The 21265-nt window shown below is 58.1% G+C and carries 21 protein-coding genes; 10 read left to right on the top strand and 11 right to left on the bottom strand.

Annotated features, from left to right (window positions below; translation table 11 throughout):
- Positions 1-12: 12 nt before the first annotated feature.
- The gene (locus FFB58_RS08655; RefSeq protein WP_039031399.1) at positions 13-477 is read right to left on the bottom strand and encodes a YjiG family protein; all 465 of its coding nucleotides are present in this window, start codon (positions 475-477) and stop codon (positions 13-15) included.
- Entirely contained in the window at positions 477-1193 is a 717-nt protein-coding gene (locus tag FFB58_RS08650; protein WP_039031398.1) for a nucleoside recognition domain-containing protein, read from the bottom strand. Before FFB58_RS08650 ends, FFB58_RS08655 begins: the two co-directional genes overlap by 1 nt.
- Before the next feature lie 291 nt (positions 1194-1484).
- On the opposite strand from FFB58_RS08650, the gene cstA reads away from it, so the two are divergent.
- Complete coding sequence (cstA, locus tag FFB58_RS08645) at positions 1485-3590, top strand: pyruvate/proton symporter CstA (protein ID WP_039031397.1); 2106 nt, start codon at positions 1485-1487, stop codon at positions 3588-3590.
- A 59-nt stretch (positions 3591-3649) separates the two neighbouring features.
- Complete coding sequence (locus FFB58_RS08640) at positions 3650-3847, top strand: YbdD/YjiX family protein (RefSeq protein ID WP_006809671.1); 198 nt, start codon at positions 3650-3652, stop codon at positions 3845-3847.
- Here FFB58_RS08640 and FFB58_RS08635 read toward each other — a convergent pair.
- The 4 genes from FFB58_RS08635 to FFB58_RS08620 form a co-directional block, all read right to left on the bottom strand.
- On the bottom strand, positions 3844-4248 hold the full coding sequence (locus FFB58_RS08635) for a helix-turn-helix transcriptional regulator (RefSeq protein WP_039031395.1): 405 nt from the start codon (positions 4246-4248) through the stop codon (positions 3844-3846). The genes FFB58_RS08640 and FFB58_RS08635 overlap by 4 nt on opposite strands.
- Positions 4229-4525: a type II toxin-antitoxin system RelE/ParE family toxin gene (locus FFB58_RS08630; RefSeq protein ID WP_039031394.1), complete on the bottom strand. Its 297-nt coding sequence runs from the start codon at positions 4523-4525 to the stop codon at positions 4229-4231. The genes FFB58_RS08635 and FFB58_RS08630 overlap by 20 nt, the downstream gene beginning before the upstream one ends.
- Positions 4526-4715: 190 nt before the next feature.
- Positions 4716-5459 carry a 3-oxoacyl-ACP reductase family protein gene (locus FFB58_RS08625; RefSeq protein ID WP_138369618.1) on the bottom strand — a complete coding sequence of 248 codons (744 nt, stop codon included), beginning with the start codon at positions 5457-5459 and terminating at the stop codon, positions 4716-4718.
- Between the two features lie 59 nt (positions 5460-5518).
- Positions 5519-6616 (bottom strand): oxidoreductase, encoded by a 1098-nt coding sequence (locus tag FFB58_RS08620; protein ID WP_138369617.1) that lies wholly within the window; start codon positions 6614-6616, stop codon positions 5519-5521.
- Between the two features lie 159 nt (positions 6617-6775).
- Between FFB58_RS08620 and FFB58_RS08615 the strand changes: the two genes are divergently transcribed.
- The 4 genes from FFB58_RS08615 (at position 6776) to FFB58_RS08600 (ending at position 11689) form a co-directional block, all read left to right on the top strand.
- Positions 6776-8278: a sugar ABC transporter ATP-binding protein gene (locus FFB58_RS08615; protein ID WP_138369616.1), complete on the top strand. Its 1503-nt coding sequence runs from the start codon at positions 6776-6778 to the stop codon at positions 8276-8278.
- Entirely contained in the window at positions 8275-9270 is a 996-nt protein-coding gene (locus FFB58_RS08610; RefSeq protein ID WP_138369615.1) for an ABC transporter permease, read from the top strand. Before FFB58_RS08615 ends, FFB58_RS08610 begins: the two co-directional genes overlap by 4 nt.
- 20 nt (positions 9271-9290) lie before the next feature.
- Positions 9291-10355, top strand: a complete 1065-nt coding sequence (locus tag FFB58_RS08605; RefSeq protein WP_039031389.1) for a sugar ABC transporter substrate-binding protein — start codon at positions 9291-9293, stop codon at positions 10353-10355.
- A 92-nt stretch (positions 10356-10447) separates the two neighbouring features.
- Positions 10448-11689 (top strand): LVIVD repeat-containing protein, encoded by a 1242-nt coding sequence (locus FFB58_RS08600; protein ID WP_138369614.1) that lies wholly within the window; start codon positions 10448-10450, stop codon positions 11687-11689.
- A gap of 53 nt (positions 11690-11742) precedes the next feature.
- On the opposite strand, the gene mtnK is transcribed toward FFB58_RS08600, so the two are convergent.
- Complete coding sequence (gene mtnK, locus FFB58_RS08595) at positions 11743-12942, bottom strand: S-methyl-5-thioribose kinase (RefSeq protein ID WP_138369613.1); 1200 nt, start codon at positions 12940-12942, stop codon at positions 11743-11745.
- A gap of 105 nt (positions 12943-13047) precedes the next feature.
- Between mtnK and mtnA the strand changes: the two genes are divergently transcribed.
- Positions 13048-14067 (top strand): S-methyl-5-thioribose-1-phosphate isomerase, encoded by a 1020-nt coding sequence (gene mtnA / locus FFB58_RS08590; RefSeq protein ID WP_138369612.1) that lies wholly within the window; start codon positions 13048-13050, stop codon positions 14065-14067.
- 102 nt (positions 14068-14169) lie between these two features.
- On the opposite strand, the gene FFB58_RS08585 is transcribed toward mtnA, so the two are convergent.
- From FFB58_RS08585 to FFB58_RS08575, 3 genes are read right to left on the bottom strand one after another with little or no spacing between them, the layout of a single operon-like run.
- Positions 14170-14712: an acireductone dioxygenase gene (locus tag FFB58_RS08585; protein ID WP_039031385.1), complete on the bottom strand. Its 543-nt coding sequence runs from the start codon at positions 14710-14712 to the stop codon at positions 14170-14172.
- On the bottom strand, positions 14709-15398 hold the full coding sequence (gene mtnC, locus FFB58_RS08580; protein WP_039031384.1) for an acireductone synthase: 690 nt from the start codon (positions 15396-15398) through the stop codon (positions 14709-14711). Before mtnC ends, FFB58_RS08585 begins: the two co-directional genes overlap by 4 nt.
- The gene (locus tag FFB58_RS08575; protein ID WP_138369611.1) at positions 15395-16009 is read right to left on the bottom strand and encodes a methylthioribulose 1-phosphate dehydratase; all 615 of its coding nucleotides are present in this window, start codon (positions 16007-16009) and stop codon (positions 15395-15397) included. Before FFB58_RS08575 ends, mtnC begins: the two co-directional genes overlap by 4 nt.
- A 124-nt stretch (positions 16010-16133) precedes the next feature.
- On the opposite strand from FFB58_RS08575, the gene FFB58_RS08570 reads away from it, so the two are divergent.
- Positions 16134-17294 (top strand): pyridoxal phosphate-dependent aminotransferase, encoded by a 1161-nt coding sequence (locus tag FFB58_RS08570; protein WP_138369610.1) that lies wholly within the window; start codon positions 16134-16136, stop codon positions 17292-17294.
- 64 nt (positions 17295-17358) lie between these two features.
- Here the strand turns inward: FFB58_RS08570 and FFB58_RS08565 are convergent, their stop codons facing one another.
- Positions 17359-18255 carry a LysR family transcriptional regulator gene (locus tag FFB58_RS08565; protein WP_138369609.1) on the bottom strand — a complete coding sequence of 299 codons (897 nt, stop codon included), beginning with the start codon at positions 18253-18255 and terminating at the stop codon, positions 17359-17361.
- Positions 18256-18943: 688 nt separating this feature from the next.
- On the opposite strand from FFB58_RS08565, the gene ahpC reads away from it, so the two are divergent.
- Together ahpC and ahpF are read left to right on the top strand one after the other, a co-directional pair.
- Positions 18944-19507, top strand: a complete 564-nt coding sequence (gene ahpC / locus FFB58_RS08560) for an alkyl hydroperoxide reductase subunit C (protein ID WP_032617008.1) — start codon at positions 18944-18946, stop codon at positions 19505-19507.
- Positions 19508-19668: 161 nt separating this feature from the next.
- Positions 19669-21234 (top strand): alkyl hydroperoxide reductase subunit F, encoded by a 1566-nt coding sequence (gene ahpF / locus FFB58_RS08555; protein WP_138369608.1) that lies wholly within the window; start codon positions 19669-19671, stop codon positions 21232-21234.
- Positions 21235-21265 lie beyond the last annotated feature (31 nt).

The raw sequence follows: 21265 nt of genomic DNA, 5'->3' as shown, positions 1-21265 counted from the left end.
CGAGGTCCTTTTTCAGAGAATAATGCGCATCAGCAGCATGGCTAAGAAGGCGTTGATGACGGAGATGCCGATCATCAGCGGAATACGGGTGGCGCGGGTGCCAATCACTCCCAGGATGCGCCCGAGGTACTGCACCTGGGAGCCCATCAGGTAGATGGCCGGGGCGAGGATCGCCAGATGCTCGCCGGTGAGAATGCCTTTATCAAACAGGCCGATGGCGACCCCGATCCCGCCGCCCATCGACATCCAGCCGCCAATCAGCACCGCGGCGGCCTCGCCCGGCAGGCCGAACAGCCCCATCAGCGGGGCGAAAACCATCCCCAGCCCTTTTAACGCCCCGGTGATCTCCAGGGCTTTGATAATGATGAAAGCCATCACCACGTTCGGCAGGGTGCTGCTGGTGGCGATGCTCCAGCCCTTGCGGGCGCCTTCGACGAAGACGTCGGTAATAACAGGATTTGATTGTGGGGCGCTCATCAGGCTTCTCCTTGTGCCGGGGCAGAGGCGGGGGCTTTGTTCTGGAATCTGACTATCAGGCGCATCATGTTGGCGCCGACGATTTTCATGATGAACATCACCCCGATACAGGCTCCGATGGAGGTCGGCACTGCCGCCGTACCGTCGATGGCCACCAGGGTGAAGAGGATCGCGCCGGACGAGAAGAAGTTGGTGATCATCGCCCCGGCGGAGAACTGGAACATGGCGAAAACGTCTTTTTCGTTCTCGGTGATCTGCCCCTCGTCGGCGAGGTTGCGGGTCAGCGACGCGCCCACGTCGGTGCTTTGCAGGCTGCCGATCATCGCCAGACCGGTGGTGCCCGGGATGCCCAGCAGCGGTCGCAGTAGCGGGGTTAGCAATTTACGCGCGGCTCGCAGGGCACCATAGTGCTCCAGCACGTTGATCATGCCGAGCGCAAACATCACCGCCGGAATAAGCCCGAGGGCAAACAGAAAACCATCCATCGCGCCGCTGCCGCCGGTGCCGCGAAAGGCGCTGGTGGCGGTGGTTAAGGTGCCATCATCAAGACTCGCTTTACTCACCACCTTGCCAAACGCGCCGTTGAGGGTGGTGAAATCGAACACGCCGTACCACTCTTTACCGCCCAACAGGCCGGAGAAAAAAACGGCGGCAAACGCCAGAGCAAAATAGGCGCCGGGACCAACCTTGTACTCCTCAGGGTGTGAACTTTTCATTTCCTTTTCCTTGTTTATGTGAGGTCTCGCCTGGCTATTCTGGTGAGAAAGACCACAAAAAAACTGATGTAAATCATCCTGTAATTGCGGATAAGGGGAAATTTGCGCGAAGTGTGAAGTGGGTATTAAGCGAGACGGCGGGCGTACAGGGTGAAAGTGATCGGCTTAACACTGTTATGTAAATGACTGGTTGGATGTCTGTTTTTACGTGTAGTTGAGTTGTTAAATCTTAAGCGAGTGTTATAGATACAAAATGTAACATCTCACTTCTGCGATGATGGAAACCATATCATGAATAACTCAGGGAAATACCTCATATGGGCAGGGCTCTCCGTGGTGGGGGCCTTTGCGTTGGGCTATATCGCCCTCAACCGCGGTGAACAGATTAATGCGCTGTGGATAGTCGTCGCAGCGGTCTGTATCTATCTGATTGCCTATCGTTTTTACGGCAAGTTTATCGCCCGCAACGTGCTCTCGGTTGATCCGACGCGCATGACTCCTGCGGTGCGCCACAACGACGGGCTGGACTATGTGCCAACCGATAAAAAAGTGCTGTTCGGTCACCATTTTGCCGCGATTGCCGGAGCCGGGCCGCTGGTCGGGCCGGTGCTTGCCGCGCAGATGGGCTATCTGCCGGGGATGATCTGGATCCTCGCCGGGGTTGTACTGGCCGGGGCCGTGCAGGACTTTATGGTGCTGTTCGTCTCCACCCGCCGCGACGGGCGTTCGCTCGGCGAGCTGGTGAAAGAGGAGATGGGCCCGACCGCTGGAGTCATTGCCCTGATCGCGACCTTTATGATCATGGTGATCATCCTTGCGGTGCTGGCGATGATCGTGGTGAAAGCCCTGACCCACAGCCCGTGGGGAACTTATACCGTCGCCTTTACCATTCCGCTGGCGATCTTTATGGGCATCTACATTCGCTATCTGCGCCCGGGGCGCATCGGTGAAGTGTCGGTGATTGGCCTGTTCTTCCTGGTGTTCGCCATTATCTCCGGCGGCTGGGTGGCCGAGAGCCCGACCTGGGCGCCGTACTTTGACTTTACCGGCGTTCAGCTGACCTGGATGCTGGTGGGCTACGGCTTTGTGGCGGCGGTACTGCCGGTGTGGCTGCTGCTGGCCCCGCGCGACTACCTCTCCACCTTCCTGAAAATCGGCACCATTGTCGGGCTGGCGATTGGCATTCTGATCATGCGCCCGACCCTGACCATGCCTGCGGTGACCAAATTCATTGACGGCACCGGCCCGGTCTGGACCGGCAACATGTTCCCGTTCCTGTTTATCACCATCGCCTGTGGCGCGGTCTCTGGCTTCCACGCGCTGATCGCCTCCGGCACCACGCCGAAGATGCTGGCCAATGAAAGCCAGGCCTGCTTTATCGGCTACGGCGGCATGTTGATGGAGTCCTTCGTGGCCATTATGGCCCTGGTCTCGGCCTGCATTATCGATCCGGGCGTCTACTTTGCGATGAACAGCCCCATTGCGGTGCTGGCGCCTGCCGGTACGGCGGACGTGGTGGCCTCTGCGGCCCAGGTGGTCAGCGGCTGGGGCTTTGCCATTACGCCGGAGACTCTGACCCACATTGCTAACGAAGTGGGCGAGCAGTCGATTATCTCTCGTGCGGGCGGTGCGCCGACCCTGGCGGTGGGGATGGCCTACATTCTGCACGGCGCGCTGGGCGGCCTGATGGACGTGTCGTTCTGGTATCACTTTGCGATCCTGTTCGAAGCGCTGTTTATCCTGACGGCGGTGGATGCGGGGACGCGTGCGGCGCGCTTTATGCTGCAGGATCTGCTGGGGGTAATCTCCCCGGGCCTGAAGCGCACCGAATCGCTGCCTGCTAACCTGCTGGCGACGGCGCTCTGTGTGCTGGCGTGGGGCTACTTCCTGCATCAGGGGGTAGTCGATCCGCTGGGCGGCATCAACACCCTGTGGCCGCTGTTCGGTATCGCGAACCAGATGCTGGCCGGTATGGCGCTGATGCTCTGCGCGGTGGTGTTGTTCAAGATGAAACGTCAGCGTTACGCCTGGGTGGCCCTGGTGCCAACGGCCTGGCTGCTGATCTGTACCCTGACCGCCGGCTGGCAGAAAGCCTTCAGCCCGGATGCGAAAGTGGGCTTCCTGGCTATCGCCAACAAGTTCCAGGCGATGATCGACAGCGGCAAGATCCCGGCGCAGTACACCGAGTCGCAGCTGTCCCAGCTGGTGTTTAACAACCGTCTGGATGCCGGGCTGACCATCTTCTTTATGGTGGTGGTTGTGGTGCTGGCGCTGTATTCTCTGAAGACCGCGATGGCCGCCCTGAAACAGGACAAGCCAACGGCGAAAGAGACGCCGTATGAGCCGATGCCAGCCAACTATGAAGAGATTGTGACCCAGGCGAAAGGGGCGCATTAACCCGTGTGCCGGGTGGCGCTAGCGCTTACCCGGCCTACATTTTCTGTGAGATAAAAGAAATGTTCGACACCCTATCCAAAGCCGGTAAATATTTAGGTCAGGCAGCAAAGATGATGATCGGCGTGCCGGATTACGATAACTACGTCGAGCATATGCGCGTCAATCACCCCGACCAGACGCCAATGACCTATGAGGAATTTTTCCGCGATCGCCAGGATGCCCGCTACGGCGGCAAAGGCGGGGCGAAGTGCTGTTAACCCTCTTTCGGTAAATACAAACTGATCTGTTCCTGCTTACAGCCATAAATGGCGGCCAGTTTTTCACGGGTGCGTTTTTGCGGGCGGGAGTCAACGGCTTCCAGCTGTGACACGGCGGACTGGCTGATGCCCAGTTTGTCGGCGACCTCCTGCTGGGATAAGCCGCGATGAATGCGCCAGGCTGCCTGCAGGCTGACGTTTTCGCTATGCATCACGTTGCAGACCTCCCCTGGTAAACCCACATTATCGTAAATATCTGATTCGTATGGGATGTCTTCCCATTCGTTTTCATCGTCGTCATCGTACTCCAGCATGGCTAAGCGCATGCGAAAATACTCGCTGTACGGAATGACGGCATATTGCGCTTTTCCTTCTTCATCCTTAATTAACTGAACAGTCATATTCCATATGCTCCTCATGAAGATAGGTCGTTGTTGTTCGACGCTTAACGGATACCACGTAACAGGTATCGCTTTGCTGATTCTCTAACGTGTAGATGACCCTGTAATCACCCACTCGCAAACGATGGTGGTTTTCGGGTGAGGACAATTTTTTTATATCTGCTACGGGAGAGGCGTTGTCATCCAGACCTGCCAGCCTCAACTCAATGCGCTTCCGATAACGGGGATCAATTTTCGCCAGCTGCTTCTCTGCGGTTTTTGACCAGACAATCTTCATCCGTACCTCCACTGTACGCCCACACAAAATATAAGGAAATAATAAGACTATTAGATAAATTCCGAATTACTTATGGGCTACTGTAGGGCGGTGGGCAGGGCGAAAAAAGGGGCAGATAACGGTTCGTCGAGGCGGGTCGAAAACGCCTCTGCCAGAGAACAGAGGCTTACATCAGAACTGCGAGCGGGCGTCAGGCGTTCAGCCCGCCGTCCACGTCCAGACCGGTACCGGAGATCTGCCCGGCGGCGGGGCTGGCGAGAAAGGTTACCGCAGCGGCGACATCATCCGGCTGACCGTAGTGGCCGAGCGCAATAAGCTGACGCTGGGAGGCGGCCTGCTCGCCGTCTTCCGGGTTCATGTCACTGTTGGTCGGGCCGGGGTGGACCAGGTTAACGGTGATCCCGCGCGGGCCGAGGTCGCGCGCCAGCCCTCGGGTCAGCGAGTTGAGCGCCGATTTGGTCATGGAGTAGACGGCAATACCCGGCTGGGCCACGCGGTTAGCCAGACAGCTGCCGATGTTGATGATCCGCCCGCCGTCGGACATATGGACCAGCGCCTCCTGAATGGCGATCACCACCCCGCGAATGTTGACGTTGATAAGGGCATCAATATCCGCCAGGGTCATGGATTCCAGCGGGCCGCCGCGGGCGATCCCGGCGTTGTTCACCAGAATATCCAGCCCGCCAAGGCTGCGCGCCGCCTGGGTGACGGCGTCCTGAATCGCCTCTGCGCTGGCGCTGTCCGCCTGGATCGCCTCGGCGTGCCGTCCCAGCGACCGGATTTCATCCGCGACGGCCTGGGCTTTATCGACGGATTTTTCATAGGTGATAACCACATCGGCACCCGCCCGGGCCAGCGACAGCGCAATGGCACGGCCTAACCCACGGCTGGCACCGGTAACCAGCGCCTTCTTACCTGTTAAATCGATCTGCATGATGACCTCAACTCAAGTGATGAGAACCATCATTAGGTATAGAGGGCGTTTGCCCGACGTCAATGCGCCGGGTGGCTGAGGTTTTCGACTTTTTCAAACGCCGCGCGCAGAACCTCAGGCGACAGGGCGATCGGCAGGGCGTGGATCGACTCCACCGGGCGCAGGGTATGGGCGATCACCCGGTCCAGCTCCTCGCGGTTGTGGATGTCTATCTCCAGCTCGCGCAGGGTGGTGGGCAGGTTAAAGCGCTGGTACGCCGCCGCCAGTTCGCGCAGCACGTCGTCCTGACCAAGCAGGGCGCTCTGCACCAGTATCCCGTACGCTACCTTGGTGCCGTGGAGGAATGGCGCGGTCTGCGGGAGTACCGTTAAGCCGTTATGCACCGCATGTGCCGCCGCCACGCGGGTAAAGCGCTCGCCGAGCCCGCCGACCATCCCGCCGCCCGCGATGATGGCGTCCACCACGTCATGAAATTCCCGGGTCACTTCGCGGCGGGTCTGATCGGCCAGCGCCTGCTCGCTGTGTTCCAGCAGCACGTCGCGGATCGCCAGCGCCCCGTTAATGCCAAGTCTTACCGTCAGCGGCAGGTGTTCGGGCACAGGTGCCAGCACCACCGCTTCATACCATTTCGCCAGGGTATCGCCGATCCCGGCCAGCAGATACTCCGCCGGGGCGTTGAGGACGATCTCGGGTTCAACCAGCACCAGGTAGTTGGCATCGTTAAAGATCTCAAAATGCAGCGCCTGCCCGGCATCGTTGTACCACACCGACAGCGGGGTCCATGCCGCGCAGGTGGCGGCGATGGTCGGAATAGCCACCAGCGGCAGACCCAGACGACGGGCCACCGCTTTGGCGGTATCCAGCAGCGCGCCGCCGCCGACGCCAATCACCACGCTGCGGTCATCCCCCGCGGCCTGCGCCAGGTCATTCACATCGCGCTCGCTGCAGTGGCCTTTAAACAGCAGCTGCTTTGCCCCCGGGGCGTTAAAGCTCTCCGGCAGGAACGGGCGGGCACCGGCAATGGCGCGTTCACCGTAGATCCACACCGCCCGGGAGAGTTGCACCGGGGTGAAAAAATCGTCCAGCCGGGCCAGGGCGCCGCGGTGGGAGTAGTAGTTTGCCGGGCCGGGAACGACGCGGATGTCAGTGTTGCTCATGATGTTGTCCTTTTTGCGAAGCGCTAACCTGATGTTATGTCTGGACATCCGGATGGCTAATACTTTTTTGCTTTATCTTATGCTTTTTCCGTCGTTGCCAGCCAGACAAGGCTGTGAAAAATTCTATAAATCAAACGATTAATTACAGGATAGCAGTGGATGACAACCAGTCGCCTCGAGATGCGTGGCATCAGCCTGGCTTTTTCTGGCTTTCAGGCGTTGTCGCGCGTTGATTTCACGTTGACGGGCGGATCGGTGCACGCGCTCACGGGCGCGAACGGCGCCGGGAAGTCCACGCTGATGGCGGTGCTGTGCGGGACGCACGGGCGCTACGAAGGCGAGATCAGCATTAACAATCAGCCCGTCGCCATTCGCGAGCCGGTGGATGCCAAACAGCTGGGCATCCATCTGGTGCAGCAGGAGGTGGACGTGGCGCTGATCCCCGGCCTCAGCATTGCCGAAAACATCATGCTCGACCATCTGGCGCAGCCGGGGCACCGCTTCCGCTGGGGCACGATGCGCGAGCAGGCCCGCCAGGCACTGGCGCAGCTGGACGTCATCCTCGACGTGCGGCGCTCCATCGACAGCTGCACCCTGGCGGAAAAACAGCAGATTTTGCTGGCGCGGGCGCTCTCCCATCACTGCCGCTTTTTAATTCTGGATGAACCCACCGCGCCGCTGGACGCCCACGAAAGCGAGCGGCTGTTCGCCGTGGTGCGCCGACTGCAGCAGCAGGGGATCGGGGTGGTGTTTATCTCCCACCGCATTCACGAGCTGAAGGCGATCTGCGACACCTTAACGGTGCTGCGTGACGGCAAGCTGATTGAGTCCGGCCCGATGGCGGAGCTCAGCGGGGAAGCGATTGTCGAGAAGATGCTCGGCCATGAGCTGAGCGATATCTACCCGCCAGCGCGACCGCCGCACAGCCAGGAGACGCTGCTCCGCGTGGAGGGGCTGCACGACGAAGGGCTGCTGAAGGATATCTCCCTGCACCTGCGCAAGGGCGAGATTCTGGGCATCGCGGGGCTGGCGGGAGCCGGGAAAACCGAGCTCTGCAAGGCGCTGTTTGGTGCCAGCAAAAGCCAGGTGGCGAAGGGCGAGCTAAACCATCAGGCGTGGAAGCCGCGCGATCCGGCGGATTCCGTCCTGCGCGGGCTGGCGCTGGTGCCGGAAGAGCGGCGCAAAGAGGGCATTTTTATCGATGAGCCGGTGAGCATGAACCTGGCGGTGTCAGCGGATAACACCTTTTCGCGCTGGAGCCTGTTTGGTCATCGCCAGGCGTGGCGCTGGGCGGAAGAGGTGATTGCCCGGGTGGGCGTGCGTGCCCGCGGGCCGGGGCAGGTGCTGCGCCGTCTGTCGGGGGGCAACCAGCAAAAGGTGGCGATCGGCAAATGGCTGCGCGGCAACGCTCAGGTGCTGATCTTTGACGAGCCCACCAAAGGGGTGGACGTGAAGGCCAAAACCGATCTGTTCCAGCTTATTGACGGCCTGGCGCGGGAAGGCAAAGGGGTGATTTACGCCTCGGGGGAGTTTGCCGAACTGGTGGGCCTGTGCGACCGCATCTGCGTGTTGTGGGACGGGCGCATCGTGGCGGAAGTCGAGGGGGCAAACGCCCGCGAAGAGACATTACTTTATTATTCAACCGGAGGAACGGCGTCGTGAGCAAGGCCCTTTCAGTGACGGCGGCGGCGTCTGGCCGTCAGCAAATTTTCGATTTTCTCTACAAATGGGGCATGTTGCTGACGGTGGTCGCGCTGGTGGCCATTTTCGGCGTGGCGTCAGAGAACTTCCTCGATCCCAACAACATCATCAACATTCTGCGCTCCATCGCCATCGTGACGGTGATTGCCGTCGGGGTCTCTGTCTCCCTGACCATCGGTGGGTTCGACCTTTCCGTGGGCTCGACGGCGTCGCTGGCCAATGCGCTGGTGATCTCGCTCTTTGTCTGGCACGGGTTTGGTACCACCGAATCCATTCTGATCACCCTCGCGCTCTGTACCCTGGTGGGGCTGTTTAACGCCTTTTTGATCGTCATCCTGCGCATTCCCGACATGCTTGCGACCCTTGCCAGCCTGTTTGTGATCCAGGGCGTGGCGATGACCTACAGCTACGGCGGGTCGATCACCGAAAATATGGTGCTGCCGAGCGGCGATATGGCGGAAGGGACCATTCCGGCGGCGTTTGGCGCGCTGGGCCAGGTGCCGACCATCGTCATCATCATGCTGGCGGTGACGCTGCTGGCGCAGCTGGGGCTGTCGCTGACCACTCATGGCCGCCGGATGTACGCCATTGGCGGCAACCCGGAAGCGGCGCGTCTGTCCGGCATTCGCACCACCCGTTACAAAGTGGCGGCCTACGTGATTGCCTCGCTGCTGGCGGGCCTGGGCGGCATTCTGCTGGCCTCGCGCATTGGCTCCTCGCAGGTGAACGCGGGCGGGGGCTACCTGATGGATGCGGTGGCGGCGGCGTGGATCGGCTTTTCGCTGGCGGGCTCCGGCAAACCGAATGCGCTGGGGACCCTGGTGGGGGCGGTGATCCTCGGCGTGCTCTCGAACGGGCTGGTGATGCTCTCGGTGCCCTATTACGCGATGGACATTATAAAAGGGCTGGTGCTTGCAGTGGCGCTGGCGATTACGTACGTACAAAAACGCTAACAACACAACGGGATAACAGAATGAAAAAAGTTGCACTCTCTTTGCTGACGCTGGGATTACTGAGTTCACTGCCGGGCTATGCGGCAACACCTGCGCCGGTTCCGGCGGCCATTGCTAACCACGACGGGCAGATCCGCATCGCGGTTATCCGTAACCTCGGCTCTGACGACAACACCACCCAGTTTGTGGCCGGTGCGATCCAGGAAGGGAAAAAGCTCGGCTTTAAGGTCAGCACCTTTTTAAGCAACGGCGACGATGCCAAATTCCAGGACTTCGTTAACCAGGCGATCAGCCAGAAATATGACGGGATTATTCTCTCCCAGGGTCGCGATCCGTACTCCACCGCGCTGGTGAAAAAGGCGGTGGATGCCGGGATCAAGGTGGCGGTGTTTGATACCGCGGTAAACGGTGAGATCCCGGGCGTGACCGTCACCCAGCAGGACGACGCCTCCCTGACCAACCTCTCATTCGGCCAGCTGGTGAAAGATTTCAACGGCAAGGCCAATATCATCAAGCTGTGGGTGGCAGGCTTCCCGCCGATGGAGCGCCGTCAGACCGCCTATCAGGAGCTGCTGAAGCAGAACCCGGGCATCAAAGAGCTGGAGTCCATCGGCGCGGTCTCCTCCGACGTGCAGGGTGACACCGCTAACAAGGTGGGCGCGGTGCTGGCGAAATACCCGAAAGGCAAGATCGACGCCATCTGGGGTACCTGGGATGCCTTCAGCCAGGGCGCGTATAAGGCGCTGAAAGAGAACGGCCGCACCGAGATCAAACTCTACAGCATCGACATCTCTAACCAGGATCTGCAGCTGATGCGCGAAGCGGGCAGCCCGTGGGTGGTGAGTGTGGCGGTGGATCCGAAGCTGATTGGCGCCACCAATGTGCGTCTGATCGCCAACAAAATTGCCGGGGAAGCGACGCCTGCCACCTATGACTTTAAAGCCGCGGCCATTCCGCAGGCGCTGCTGTCGGCCCAGCCGGGTGCGGTGAACGTGGCGTCTCTGGGCAAGATCATTCCAGGCTGGGGCCAGACCGAAGACTTTATCGCCCCGTGGTTCGCAACATTGGAAGCGAAGGCAAAATAAACATTGCCGGGTGGCGGCTGCGCCTTACCCGGCCTACATTTCGCACCTGTATGCCCGGTAAGCGCAGCGCCACCGGGCGAAAGGACTCAAATATGTCTTCATTACCTCAACCCGAATACAGCCGTAATATGCGCTTAATCGGCCACAGCGATCAGGGCGGACGCCCGGACGGCGTGCAGCTGATGGTGCATCGCGGCTTCGCGTATATTGGCCATATGGTGTCCCAGGGCTTTTCCATTGTGGACGTCCGTGACCCGAAAAACCCGAAGGCGGCAGGCTTTGTTCCCGCGCCGCCCGGCACCTGGAACGTGCATCTCCAGGCCCACGACGATCTGCTGCTGGTGATTAATGCCCGGGATCTGTTTGCCGATGCCCGCTTTGCGGACGAAAAGGTCTACTACACCCGCCAGGTGGGAGAGACGGTCAGCGACGTACAGGACAGAGGCTGGAGCGCCGGGCTGCGCGTCTTTGATATCTCCACCCCGGATAAGCCGCGGGAGATCGGTTTTCTGTCGCTGAGTGGTATTGGCATCCACCGCATCTGGTACGTGGGCGGACGCTGGGCCTACGTTTCGGCGCTGATCGACGGCTTTACCGACTATATCTTCCTGACCATCGATCTGGCGGATCCGCGCAAGCCGCAGGTTGCCGGGCGCTGGTGGCTGCCGGGAATGAACCAGGCGGCAGGGGAAACCCCGGACTGGCCGGAAGGCAAACGCTACGCGCTGCACCACGCCATTATCGCGGGCGATACCGCCTACGGCAGCTGGCGCGACGGCGGTCTGACGCTGCTGGATGTGAAAGATCGCAGTCAGCCGAAGCTGATCAGCCATCGCAACTGGAGCCCGCCGTTTGGCGGCGGTACCCATACCGCGCTGCCGCTGCCGGATCGCGACTTGTTAGTGGTGCTGGACGAAGCGGTGCTCGACAATCAGGAGGACGGCGAGAAGTTGATCTGGCTGTTTGATATTCGCGAGCCGTCGAACCCAATCAGCATCGCCACCTTCCCGCAGCCAGCTGAGCGGGACTACGTGGCGAAAGGGGCGCACTTCGGGCCGCACAATCTGCATGAAAACCGGCCCGGGAGCTTTGTCAGCTCGACGCTGATTTTCGCCACGTATCAGAACGCCGGGGTGCGCGCGTATGACATCTCCGATCCGTATCGTCCGGTGGAAACGGGGGCGCTGGTGCCCGCCGCGCCGGAAAAGATGATGGATACGCGGCCCAACCGTCCGCAGGTGATCCAGTCCTGTGATGTGTTTGTTGATGCGCAGGGGATTATTTACAGCACGGATTACAACGGCGGGTTGTCGGTGATTGAGTATTTAGGGTGAAGGAAAATCGTAGGCCCGGTAAGCGTTAGCGCCACCGGGCAAACAGACCGCACCTAACTGTACTGACGCACCCGCGCCAGCAGATCGTCCACGCTGTCGATGCGATCGGCAATCACAATCAGGGCCTTGCCCAGGGTAATGGCGTGGCGCAGGCATTCGTGGCGCATCTCGTCATCACGGATGGTGTCGATATCCGCCACGTGCGACAGGCCCACGCTGCGGCGGATCAGTTCGGTGCCGCAGAAGCCAATGGCGTCATGCCAGACCTTTTTCAGAAACGCGCTGGCATATCCCGGCACGCTGAGCGCGGCATCGCGGGATTTTTCTGCAGCCAGGGCCTGGAAACGTTCGGCAAAGGTGGTCCAGAGCTGCTGAATATCAATCAGACGCTGTTCACGTCCGGCGGCCGCGTCGCGGATGCCCAGATGACCCGGCAGGCCGCAGAAGTTCAGCAGCAGGTTGCCGATGGCCGTGCCGATATCAAACCCAATCGGGCCGAAATAACCAAACTCCGCATCAATGGCCTTCAGGCTGCCCTCAGCGACAAAAATCGAGCCGCTGTGGATGTCGCCATGCAGCAGCGCTTCGGCCTGGGAGAAGAAGCGGTGCTTCAGGGCGGCTACGGCAATTTTCAGCTGATCGTCGTTGCGCAGGGCGGCGACGTCGCTCTCCAGCGCCGCCGGGTAGTTATTACGCTCGTGGATCTGGTACGGATCGTTGAAGAACAGATCTTCGGTGATCTCGCACATTTCCGGGTTGATGAACTGCGCCACCTGCGCTTTTTTGGCGTGCGGGTGCAGGTAGAAATCGCTGGTGTGGAACAGGGTGTGGGCGAGATATTCACCCAGCTGGCGCGCCGCCTGCGGGTAGTAAACGTTGTTGATAAGCTCGCCGCGCCAGATCTTATGACTGGAAAGATCTTCCATCACCATTACCGCCAGCTCCGGATCGAAGTGGTGGATTTTCACCGTATGCTGCGGGCTGTGCTGATAGTGTTCTACCAGGGTTTGCGCTTCGAGACGGGCGCGGTCCAGCGTCAGCGGCCAGGATTCACCCACGCAGCGCACGTAGGGCAGGGCCTGCTTAACGATGATGCGGCTGACGCCCTGGTTATCGAAAATTTTAAATACCAGATTGAGGTTACCGTCGCCTACCTCCTGCGCCTCCACTAGCGAGGAGGGATCATCGAGGCCTCCAAACTGTTGGGCATACGCCACGGCGTCCTGAGCGGTAAAGGTATGGTATTGCGACATTGCCTGTTCCTCATCTGTTCCGGTAATAAAGACATTTAGACGTCTATACATCTGAATTTTATCCTGACACAATGTGCTACAACAACGCAACAGAGAATTAACGACATGCAGAGATTACAGACGACCAGCCTGCGGGTGACGGAAAATCAGCTATTTATTCTCGACCAACAGGCGCTTCCGCAGGAGAAACGCTGGCTGGATGCGACAACGGTAGAGGCGCTGGTGGGGCATATTCACGCCCTGCGCGTGCGGGGCGCGCCGCTGATTGGGCTGTCTGCCAGCCTGCTGTTAGCCCTGCTGGCGGAGAACGGCCAAAGCCGGGATGAACTGGCGTTGGCGCTGGAGACTCTGCGCGCCTCACGCCCGACGGCGGTGAACCTGATGAACAATCTCGACCGCATGAAGCAGGCGCTGTGGCAGGAGAATTTTGTCCCGGCGCTGGTGGCGGAGGCGCTGCGCCTGATCGACGAAGATAAGCAGCTCTGTGACGCCATCGCCCGCGCGGGCAGCGAGCTGGTGAAACCGGGCAGCCGTCTGCTGACCCACTGCAACACCGGCGGGCTGGCGACCGCGGGCGTGGGCACGGCGCTGGGGGTGATTGCCCTTGCGCATCAGCAGGGCAACGTCAGCAACGTCTGGGTGGATGAAACCCGTCCGCTGCTGCAGGGCGGCAGGCTGACGGCCTGGGAGCTCGGCGAGCTGGGCGTGCCGTACAGGCTAATCACCGATTCGATGGCGGCCAGCCTGATGGCCAAAGGGCAGGTAGATGCGGTGTGGGTGGGGGCAGATCGCATTGCCGCCAACGGCGATGTGGCGAATAAAATCGGCACCTATTCCCTGGCGGTACTGGCGAAATTCCACGGCATTCCGTTCTATGTTGCTGCTCCGCAAACGACGCTCGATCCGAACTGCCCGAACGGGGAGGCGATCCCTATTGAACAGCGTGATGCCCGGGAAGTGACCGGCGTAGCGGGGAGCTTCGGGGCGGTGCAGTGGGCACCGGTTGATGCAGAGGTGTATAACCCGGCGTTTGACGTTACGCCTGCGGCGCTGATCAGCGGCTGGGTGCTGGATAGCGGAGTGGTGTGGCCTGAGGATGTGGCGGGCGGGGTGTTTGGGGCATAGTGCGGTCTGAGTAATGCCGGGTGGCGGCTTCGCCTTACCCGGCCTACAAAACCTGGTTTTGTAGGCCCGTGCAAGCGCAGCGCCGCCGGGCATGGCACGTTGCTAGGGCAACCTTGGATACGCATCCGCAATGGCGTCGCCCGTAAACTGCGCCACCCAGCCTTCGGGGTTATCGAAGATGCGAATGGCGGTAAAGTTCGGCTCGGAACCCATATCAAACCAGTGCGGCGTCCCGGCGGGAACGGAGATCAGGTCGTTTTTCTCGCATAAAACCTGATAAACCTGGTCGTCAATGTGAAGGCAGAACAGCCCGGCACCTTCCACAAAGAAACGCACTTCATCTTCGCCGTGGGTGTGTTCATTAAGAAACTTCGCACGCAGGGCCTCTTTTTGCGGGTTATCCGCACGCAGGCTGATCACGTCCCAGCTCTGATAGCCCTTTTCCGCCACCAGCTTGTCGATGGCGTGCTGGTAAGCATTAATCACCGCCTCTGGCGCCGGATCGCGGCCTAAGTCACGGTCGGCTTCCCAGCGCTCAAAGCGGACGCCACGGGCGTTAAGCTGTTGTGCGATGGCGTCGGCATCAGTGCTGTGCCACTGCGGCTGTCTGGCTTCTTTGTCGGAAAAAATGGTCAATGCGCTCATGAAGGGATCTGCTCCGGATTGATGTCGTCAAATTGATGCACCTGATGATGGTGGCTGGCACCGTCATCATCGCCGCGAATCAGCTGCAGGGTACGAAAGCCGGCCTGTTCAGCGGCGTCCAGCTCCTGATGAATATCCGACAGGAACAGGATCTGCGAGGGCGCGACGTTAATCTGGGCCGCAATGTTCTGATAAGACTGCACCTCGCGCTTGGCACCCACGTGGGTATCAAAGTAGCCGCTGAACAGATGAGTAATATCACCTTCGTCGCTGTAGCCAAATAACAGTTTCTGCGCCGCCACGGAGCCGGAGGAATAAACATAGAGATCAATACCCTGCGCTTTCCATTTTTCAAGGGAAGGCAGAACGTCCGGATAGAGATGGCCGGTGAAGTCGCCGTTGAGGTAGCCCTCCTGCCAGATGATCCCCTGCAGCGCTTTCAGCGCCGTGGATTTGCGATCTTCGTCCATAAACGCAAACAGGGTGTCAATCAGTTCGCGGGTGCTGGCCTGCGGCGCGGCAATCTCTTCACGCAGGTTGTCCAGAATGGTGTTGACCGGCTCGGCATACTGCTGCGCATTAACAAACGCGGCCAGCCGCTCGCGCGCGTAGGGGAACAGGACATTATGGACAAAACGAATATCGCTGGTGGTGCCTTCAATATCCGTCACAATCGCGCGAATCATACTCTCTCCAGTTGTCGTAAACGCATCTCGCACTCGAACAGGAATTCGAGGCCTTCAAGATGACGCCGGGCTTCTGCCACGTCGCGTCCCCAGCAGGTTAAGCCATGACCGCGCAGAAGAAAACCATGATTCAGCGGGCGCTCCCGGGCGTAATGGGCGATACGCGACGCCAGCGCGTCGATATCCTGGTCGTTATCAAAGAGGGCTACCGGGACGGTATCCAGATGCGTGGTCTGTCCGCTGAGCGATTTTTGCATCTCAAAGCCGCTGATGTGTAATTCAGGCCCTTTGACCAGCCGTGACAGTACCGTCGCGTTGACCGTGTGGACGTGCAGCACCGCGTTTGCGTCCGGGAAGAGGCGATAGACCAGCGTATGCAGACCGGTTTCGGCGGAGGGCTTTCGCCCGGAGGGGGCGCGGTTGGTGGCAATTTCAACCTGCAGGAAATCAGCGGTTGTCAGGCTGCCTTTGTCTTTACCGGATTCGCTGAGCCAGCACCAGGTGTCGTCCTGGCGTATGGACATATTGCCGCCGGTGGCGGGGGCCCAGCCCTTTGCGCCGATCCAGTGGCAGGCTTCGACCAGGGCGGTGAGTTGCAGGTTGTCTGTCATCTTCCTTCTTACCTCTTCGGTCAGGAATATCATTATGGTTTAGACGTCTAAGCGTCTTGATTGCCAAATACTAGCATCGTGTTATAGTGGCAGCAACATTTGTGTTACATACAGGCCCGTCGAAATGAGTAATAACCCACTGATTCCACAGAGCAAACTCCCCGGTCTCGGCACCACCATCTTTACGCAGATGAGCGCTCTGGCGCAGCAGTTTAACGCCATCAACCTGTCGCAAGGTTTTCCCGATTTCGATGGGCCAGAGTATCTCCAGCAACGGCTGGCTTACCATGTGGCGAACGGCGCAAACCAGTATGCGCCGATGACCGGCGTGCAGCCTCTGCGTGAGGCGATTGCCGACAAAACCGCGGAGCTGTATGGCTACAAACCGGATGCCAACAGCGACATCACCGTCACCGCTGGCGCAACCGAAGCCCTGTACGCCGCCATTACGGCGCTGGTGCGCTCGGGCGATGAGGTGATCTGCTTTGAACCCAGCTACGACAGCTATGCCCCGGCGATTGAGCTGTCGGGTGGCGTAGTGAAACGTGTGGCGCTGCAGCCGCCGCATTTCCGCCCGGACTGGCAGGCCTTTGCAGCGCTGCTTGGCGAGAAAACCCGGCTGGTGATCCTCAACACCCCGCATAATCCGTCGGCAACCGTCTGGCAGCAGGCTGATTTCGCCGCCCTCTGGCAGGCCATTGCGGAGCGTGAAATTTATGTCCTGAGCGATGAAGTGTATGAGCACATCTGCTTTGCCGACGCGGGGCATGCCAGCGTGCTGGCCCATCCGCAGCTGCGGGAGCGGGCTGTAGCTGTGTCATCGTTTGGCAAAACCTTTCACATGACCGGCTGGAAAGTGGGGTACTGCGTGGCGCCTGCGGCCATCAGCGCCGAGTTGCGCAAGGTGCATCAGTTTCTGACGTTCGCCGTCAATACCCCGGCCCAGCTGGCCATTGCTGATATGCTGCGCAACCAGCCGGAACATTACCGCGAGCTGCCGGACTTCTATCGTGCACGCCGGGATCGCTTTATCGACGCACTGAGCGACAGTCGTCTGGAGATCCTGCCCTGTGAAGGCACCTACTTCCTGCTGGCGGACTACAGCGCGATTTCCGATCTGGACGACGTCAGTTTTTGCCAGTGGTTAACCAAAGAGGTGGGGGTAGCGGCGATCCCGTTATCGGTGTTCTGTGCCGATCCGTTCCCGCACAAGCTGATTCGCCTCTGCTTTGCCAAGCAGGAAGCCACGCTGCTGGCGGCGGCGGAGCGGTTAAACGCGCTTTAAAAACAGGATGGGAGGCTGAACATTCAGGTTGTTATTTACTTCAACCGGAATGTTCAGCAATTATTTAATTTATTACCGACTTTATAAACTGGGCAAAGATATCGCTATTAAGCGCCGTTTTGTTATAGAGCATGTATAAATTTGCGGTAGGCAGTTCAATCGGCGTATCGAATTTCCGGATATTCATCGTATGACGGTATTGCTCATAGGTGCTTTCCGGCAATATTCCAATTAAATTTGACGAACTTATTATCGATATTAAGGAAATAAAGGAGTCGCTGCGAAATGCAATGCTTCTGTTCGGCATGACCCGGTCAGCAATCGCATGAAATTCTCTTACCCCTGGTTTATCGCTGATCAGCTGGGTGAACTTTTCATTTTGCATCTCCTCAATCGTTGCGCTCTCGCCAAGGCGCGGGTGATCGTTGCGACACACATAGATAAATTTCATCGTCTTAAAATGGGTGCAAACAACCGAGTGATTTTCTATTGGGGTGAAGTTAAATATCAGGTCTGCTTTTCTGTAGGCCAGTAAATCTTCAGCGCTTTCTCCTGATAACAACACATCCTGCAACTCAACGGTATAGTTGTACTCTTCCATCAGCGAAAGTACCGGGTTCAGTATGTTATGCGGCGTCAGGATCTGCGGGCAAAAGATATGAATCTTCTTTTTCAGCCCGGGCATGTTCATCATGTTAATGGTCTGCTCAATCTGGTTGAGGTTTTGCTCCAGATGCAAATGCAGATTGATACCTACCGTGGTATGCGTAATGCCTTTACCTGACCGGATGAACAGCGGATCGTTAATCTGATTACGCAGTCGTTGTAACGACTGGCTGACGGCAGAAGGGGTGATAAAAAGCGTTTCTGCTGCCTTGCTGATACTCAGGTGCTGATAGATGCACTCAAATATAACCAACAGATTAAGGTCAAACTTTTTAAGATCGTAGAGATTAGCCATGTTTCATCCTGAGTAGACTTTTTGTTACTGCGGTTATATACACAATGATTATAGAAGTTAGTTAGCCATTCACCATCCATTTGATCGGATAACTTAACTGAATTTAAATTCTGACTTAATATATCATGGCTGTAGATTAATGAAATAAAGGCTACGCATTTATTGGAATAAATTTATCTGCGAAACGCTGGCGGAAGTATTGAATTTCTCCCACCCGCCTGGTATTAACGCGATCCCATCATAGTGTTCGATGGTTCTTTATCGGCAAGTCCGACCACCTGCTGTCATTCCTGCTGAACGATCATGTAACAGATTGCCGGGCGAACGTCTGAATTCTTTATAAAACAACGGCAAAGCTGTGATTAGATAAAACCTATCGCAGCCATAGATATTACAACGGCTTTGCCAATTGCCCTTTGGTGGGGTGGGTGGTGTAATCCACTTCGCTGTTACGACCTTGCTAAAGGTGATGTAGAGCGCAACACATCGCCAGCTTTGGCTGGCACCGAAGAGCCCCTGGGTTAGTCGGGTATCAGGGCCGCCGTCAGGCGGCCTTTTTACTTTGGTCCATCAGGGTTTCGTAAAACGTTGTTAGGTATTGCTGATTGATTTGATACGGCAAACGCATTAGCCGGTTTGCTTAAAGTTGGTTACCTTAGCTCTCAACGAAAACACGGAGGAAGTACAGATGTCTTTAATCAACACCAAAATTAAACCTTTCAAAAACCAGGCGTTCAAAAACGGTGATTTCGTAGAAATCACTGAGAAAGACACCGAAGGCCGCTGGAGCGTGTTCTTCTTCTATCCAGCAGACTTCACTTTCGTTTGCCCGACCGAACTGGGTGACGTTGCAGATCACTACGAAGAACTGCAGAAGCTGGGCGTGGACGTTTACTCTGTCTCTACCGACACCCACTTCACCCACAAAGCATGGCACAGCAGCTCAGAAACCATCGCGAAAATTAAATACGCGATGATCGGTGACCCGACTGGCGCCCTGACCCGTAACTTTGAAAACATGCGTGAAGACGAAGGTCTGGCCGATCGTGGCACCTTTATCGTTGACCCGCAGGGCATTATCCAGGCCATCGAAGTTACCGCTGAAGGTATTGGCCGTGACGCATCCGACCTGCTGCGCAAAATCAAAGCGGCTCAGTACGTTGCTTCTCACCCAGGCGAAGTATGCCCGGCGAAATGGAAAGAAGGCGACGCGACTCTGGCTCCATCCCTGGACCTGGTTGGCAAGATCTAAATCTGTAAAGCCCGGCGGCGCTACGCTTGCACGGGCCTACCGATTCGCTTTTAACGGGTGCGTCGCACCCGTTATTCCCTCAACACCATGATGCAAGTTGCATTCAGGCAGCCCGGATAAGGCCGCTTGCATGATGATGTTTTTTAAGCAGGAGATGAATAATGCTCGACACAAATATGAAAACCCAGCTCAAAGCCTACCTTGAGAAGCTGACCAAACCTGTTGAGCTGATTGCCACGCTGGACGACAGCGCTAAATCGGCAGAAATCAAGGAACTGCTGGCGGAAATCGCCGACCTGTCTGAAAAGGTCACTTTTAAGGAAGATAACGGTCTTGCTGTGCGCAAACCTTCTTTCCTGATCACCAACCCAGGCTCCACTCAGGGTCCGCGCTTTGCCGGTTCCCCACTGGGCCACGAATTTACCTCACTGGTGCTGGCACTGCTGTGGACCGGTGGCCATCCGTCAAAAGAGGCGCAGGCACTGCTTACGCAGATCCGCGACCTGGACGGTGATTTTGAGTTCGAAACCTATTACTCGCTCTCATGCCATAACTGCCCGGACGTGGTGCAGGCGCTGAACCTGATGGCGGTACTGAACCCGCGCATCAAACACACCGCTATTGACGGCGGCGTGTTCCAGAACGAAATCACCGATCGCAACGTGATGGGCGTTCCGGCGGTCTTTGTGAACGGTAAAGAGTTTGGTCAGGGTCGTATGACGCTGGCAGAAATCGTCGCCAAAGTGGATACCGGCGCAGAAAAACGTGCCGCAGAAGAGCTGAACAAGCGTGATGCCTATGACGTGCTGATTGTCGGTTCTGGTCCTGCGGGGGCGGCGGCTGCGGTTTACTCCGCCCGTAAAGGTATTCGCACCGGTCTGATGGGCGAGCGCTTTGGCGGTCAGGTACTGGATACGGTGGACATTGAAAACTACATCTCCGTACCGAAAACCGAAGGCCAGAAACTGGCTGGCGCCCTGAAAGCGCACGTCAGCGAATATGAAGTGGATGTGATCGACAGCCAGAGCGCCAGCAAACTGGTGCCTGCGGCGCAGGAAGGCGGCTTCCATCAGATTGAAACCGCGTCTGGCGCAGTGCTGAAAGCGCGCAGCGTGATCATTGCCACCGGCGCCAAATGGCGCAATATGAACGTGCCTGGTGAAGATCAGTATCGCACCAAAGGGGTGACCTACTGCCCGCACTGCGACGGCCCGCTGTTTAAAGGCAAGCGCGTGGCGGTCATCGGTGGGGGCAACTCAGGTGTGGAAGCGGCTATCGACCTCGCCGGTATCGTTGAGCACGTCACGCTGCTGGAGTTTGCGCCGGAGATGAAGGCCGATCGGGTCCTGCAGGATAAAGTACGCAGCCTGAAGAACGTCGATATCATCCTGAACGCGCAGACGACCGAAGTGAAAGGCGACGGCAGCAAAGTGACCGGGCTTGAGTACCGCGACCGCGTGAGCGGCGATGTGCACAGTGTGCCACTGGCCGGGATCTTCGTACAGATTGGTCTGCTGCCAAACACCACCTGGCTGGAAGGCGCGATTGAGCGCAACCGCATGGGCGAGATCATCATTGATGCCAAATGTGAAACCAGCGTGAAGGGCGTATTTGCGGCGGGCGACTGCACCACCGTGCCGTACAAACAGATTATCATCGCTACCGGCGAAGGGGCGAAAGCGTCACTGAGCGCCTTTGATCATCTGATTCGTACCAAAACAGCATAAGAACGTAAGACAACACCTGCAATGTGAAGAG

It is taken from the genome of Enterobacter sp. MF024 (assembly GCF_005843915.1).
GTDB lineage: Bacteria > Pseudomonadota > Gammaproteobacteria > Enterobacterales > Enterobacteriaceae > Enterobacter > Enterobacter barmai.
Note: the sequence above shows the minus strand (reverse complement) of the source record. Positions and strands in the feature narration are given on the sequence as shown.

Excerpts from the sequence above, each read along its gene's own strand:
- FFB58_RS08655 (WP_039031399.1), bottom strand. The coding sequence starts at position 477 with ATGAGCGCCCCACAATCAAATCCTGTTATTACCGACGTCTTCGTCGAA.
- FFB58_RS08650 (WP_039031398.1), bottom strand. The coding sequence starts at position 1,193 with ATGAAAAGTTCACACCCTGAGGAGTACAAGGTTGGTCCCGGCGCCTAT.
- cstA (WP_039031397.1), top strand. The coding sequence starts at position 1,485 with ATGAATAACTCAGGGAAATACCTCATATGGGCAGGGCTCTCCGTGGTG.
- FFB58_RS08640 (WP_006809671.1), top strand. The coding sequence starts at position 3,650 with ATGTTCGACACCCTATCCAAAGCCGGTAAATATTTAGGTCAGGCAGCA.
- FFB58_RS08635 (WP_039031395.1), bottom strand. The coding sequence starts at position 4,248 with ATGACTGTTCAGTTAATTAAGGATGAAGAAGGAAAAGCGCAATATGCC.
- FFB58_RS08630 (WP_039031394.1), bottom strand. The coding sequence starts at position 4,525 with ATGAAGATTGTCTGGTCAAAAACCGCAGAGAAGCAGCTGGCGAAAATT.
- FFB58_RS08625 (WP_138369618.1), bottom strand. The coding sequence starts at position 5,459 with ATGCAGATCGATTTAACAGGTAAGAAGGCGCTGGTTACCGGTGCCAGC.
- FFB58_RS08620 (WP_138369617.1), bottom strand. The coding sequence starts at position 6,616 with ATGAGCAACACTGACATCCGCGTCGTTCCCGGCCCGGCAAACTACTAC.
- FFB58_RS08615 (WP_138369616.1), top strand. The coding sequence starts at position 6,776 with ATGACAACCAGTCGCCTCGAGATGCGTGGCATCAGCCTGGCTTTTTCT.
- FFB58_RS08605 (WP_039031389.1), top strand. The coding sequence starts at position 9,291 with ATGAAAAAAGTTGCACTCTCTTTGCTGACGCTGGGATTACTGAGTTCA.
- FFB58_RS08600 (WP_138369614.1), top strand. The coding sequence starts at position 10,448 with ATGTCTTCATTACCTCAACCCGAATACAGCCGTAATATGCGCTTAATC.
- mtnK (WP_138369613.1), bottom strand. The coding sequence starts at position 12,942 with ATGTCGCAATACCATACCTTTACCGCTCAGGACGCCGTGGCGTATGCC.
- mtnA (WP_138369612.1), top strand. The coding sequence starts at position 13,048 with ATGCAGAGATTACAGACGACCAGCCTGCGGGTGACGGAAAATCAGCTA.
- FFB58_RS08585 (WP_039031385.1), bottom strand. The coding sequence starts at position 14,712 with ATGAGCGCATTGACCATTTTTTCCGACAAAGAAGCCAGACAGCCGCAG.
- mtnC (WP_039031384.1), bottom strand. The coding sequence starts at position 15,398 with ATGATTCGCGCGATTGTGACGGATATTGAAGGCACCACCAGCGATATT.
- FFB58_RS08575 (WP_138369611.1), bottom strand. The coding sequence starts at position 16,009 with ATGACAGACAACCTGCAACTCACCGCCCTGGTCGAAGCCTGCCACTGG.
- FFB58_RS08570 (WP_138369610.1), top strand. The coding sequence starts at position 16,134 with ATGAGTAATAACCCACTGATTCCACAGAGCAAACTCCCCGGTCTCGGC.
- FFB58_RS08565 (WP_138369609.1), bottom strand. The coding sequence starts at position 18,255 with ATGGCTAATCTCTACGATCTTAAAAAGTTTGACCTTAATCTGTTGGTT.
- ahpC (WP_032617008.1), top strand. The coding sequence starts at position 18,944 with ATGTCTTTAATCAACACCAAAATTAAACCTTTCAAAAACCAGGCGTTC.
- ahpF (WP_138369608.1), top strand. The coding sequence starts at position 19,669 with ATGCTCGACACAAATATGAAAACCCAGCTCAAAGCCTACCTTGAGAAG.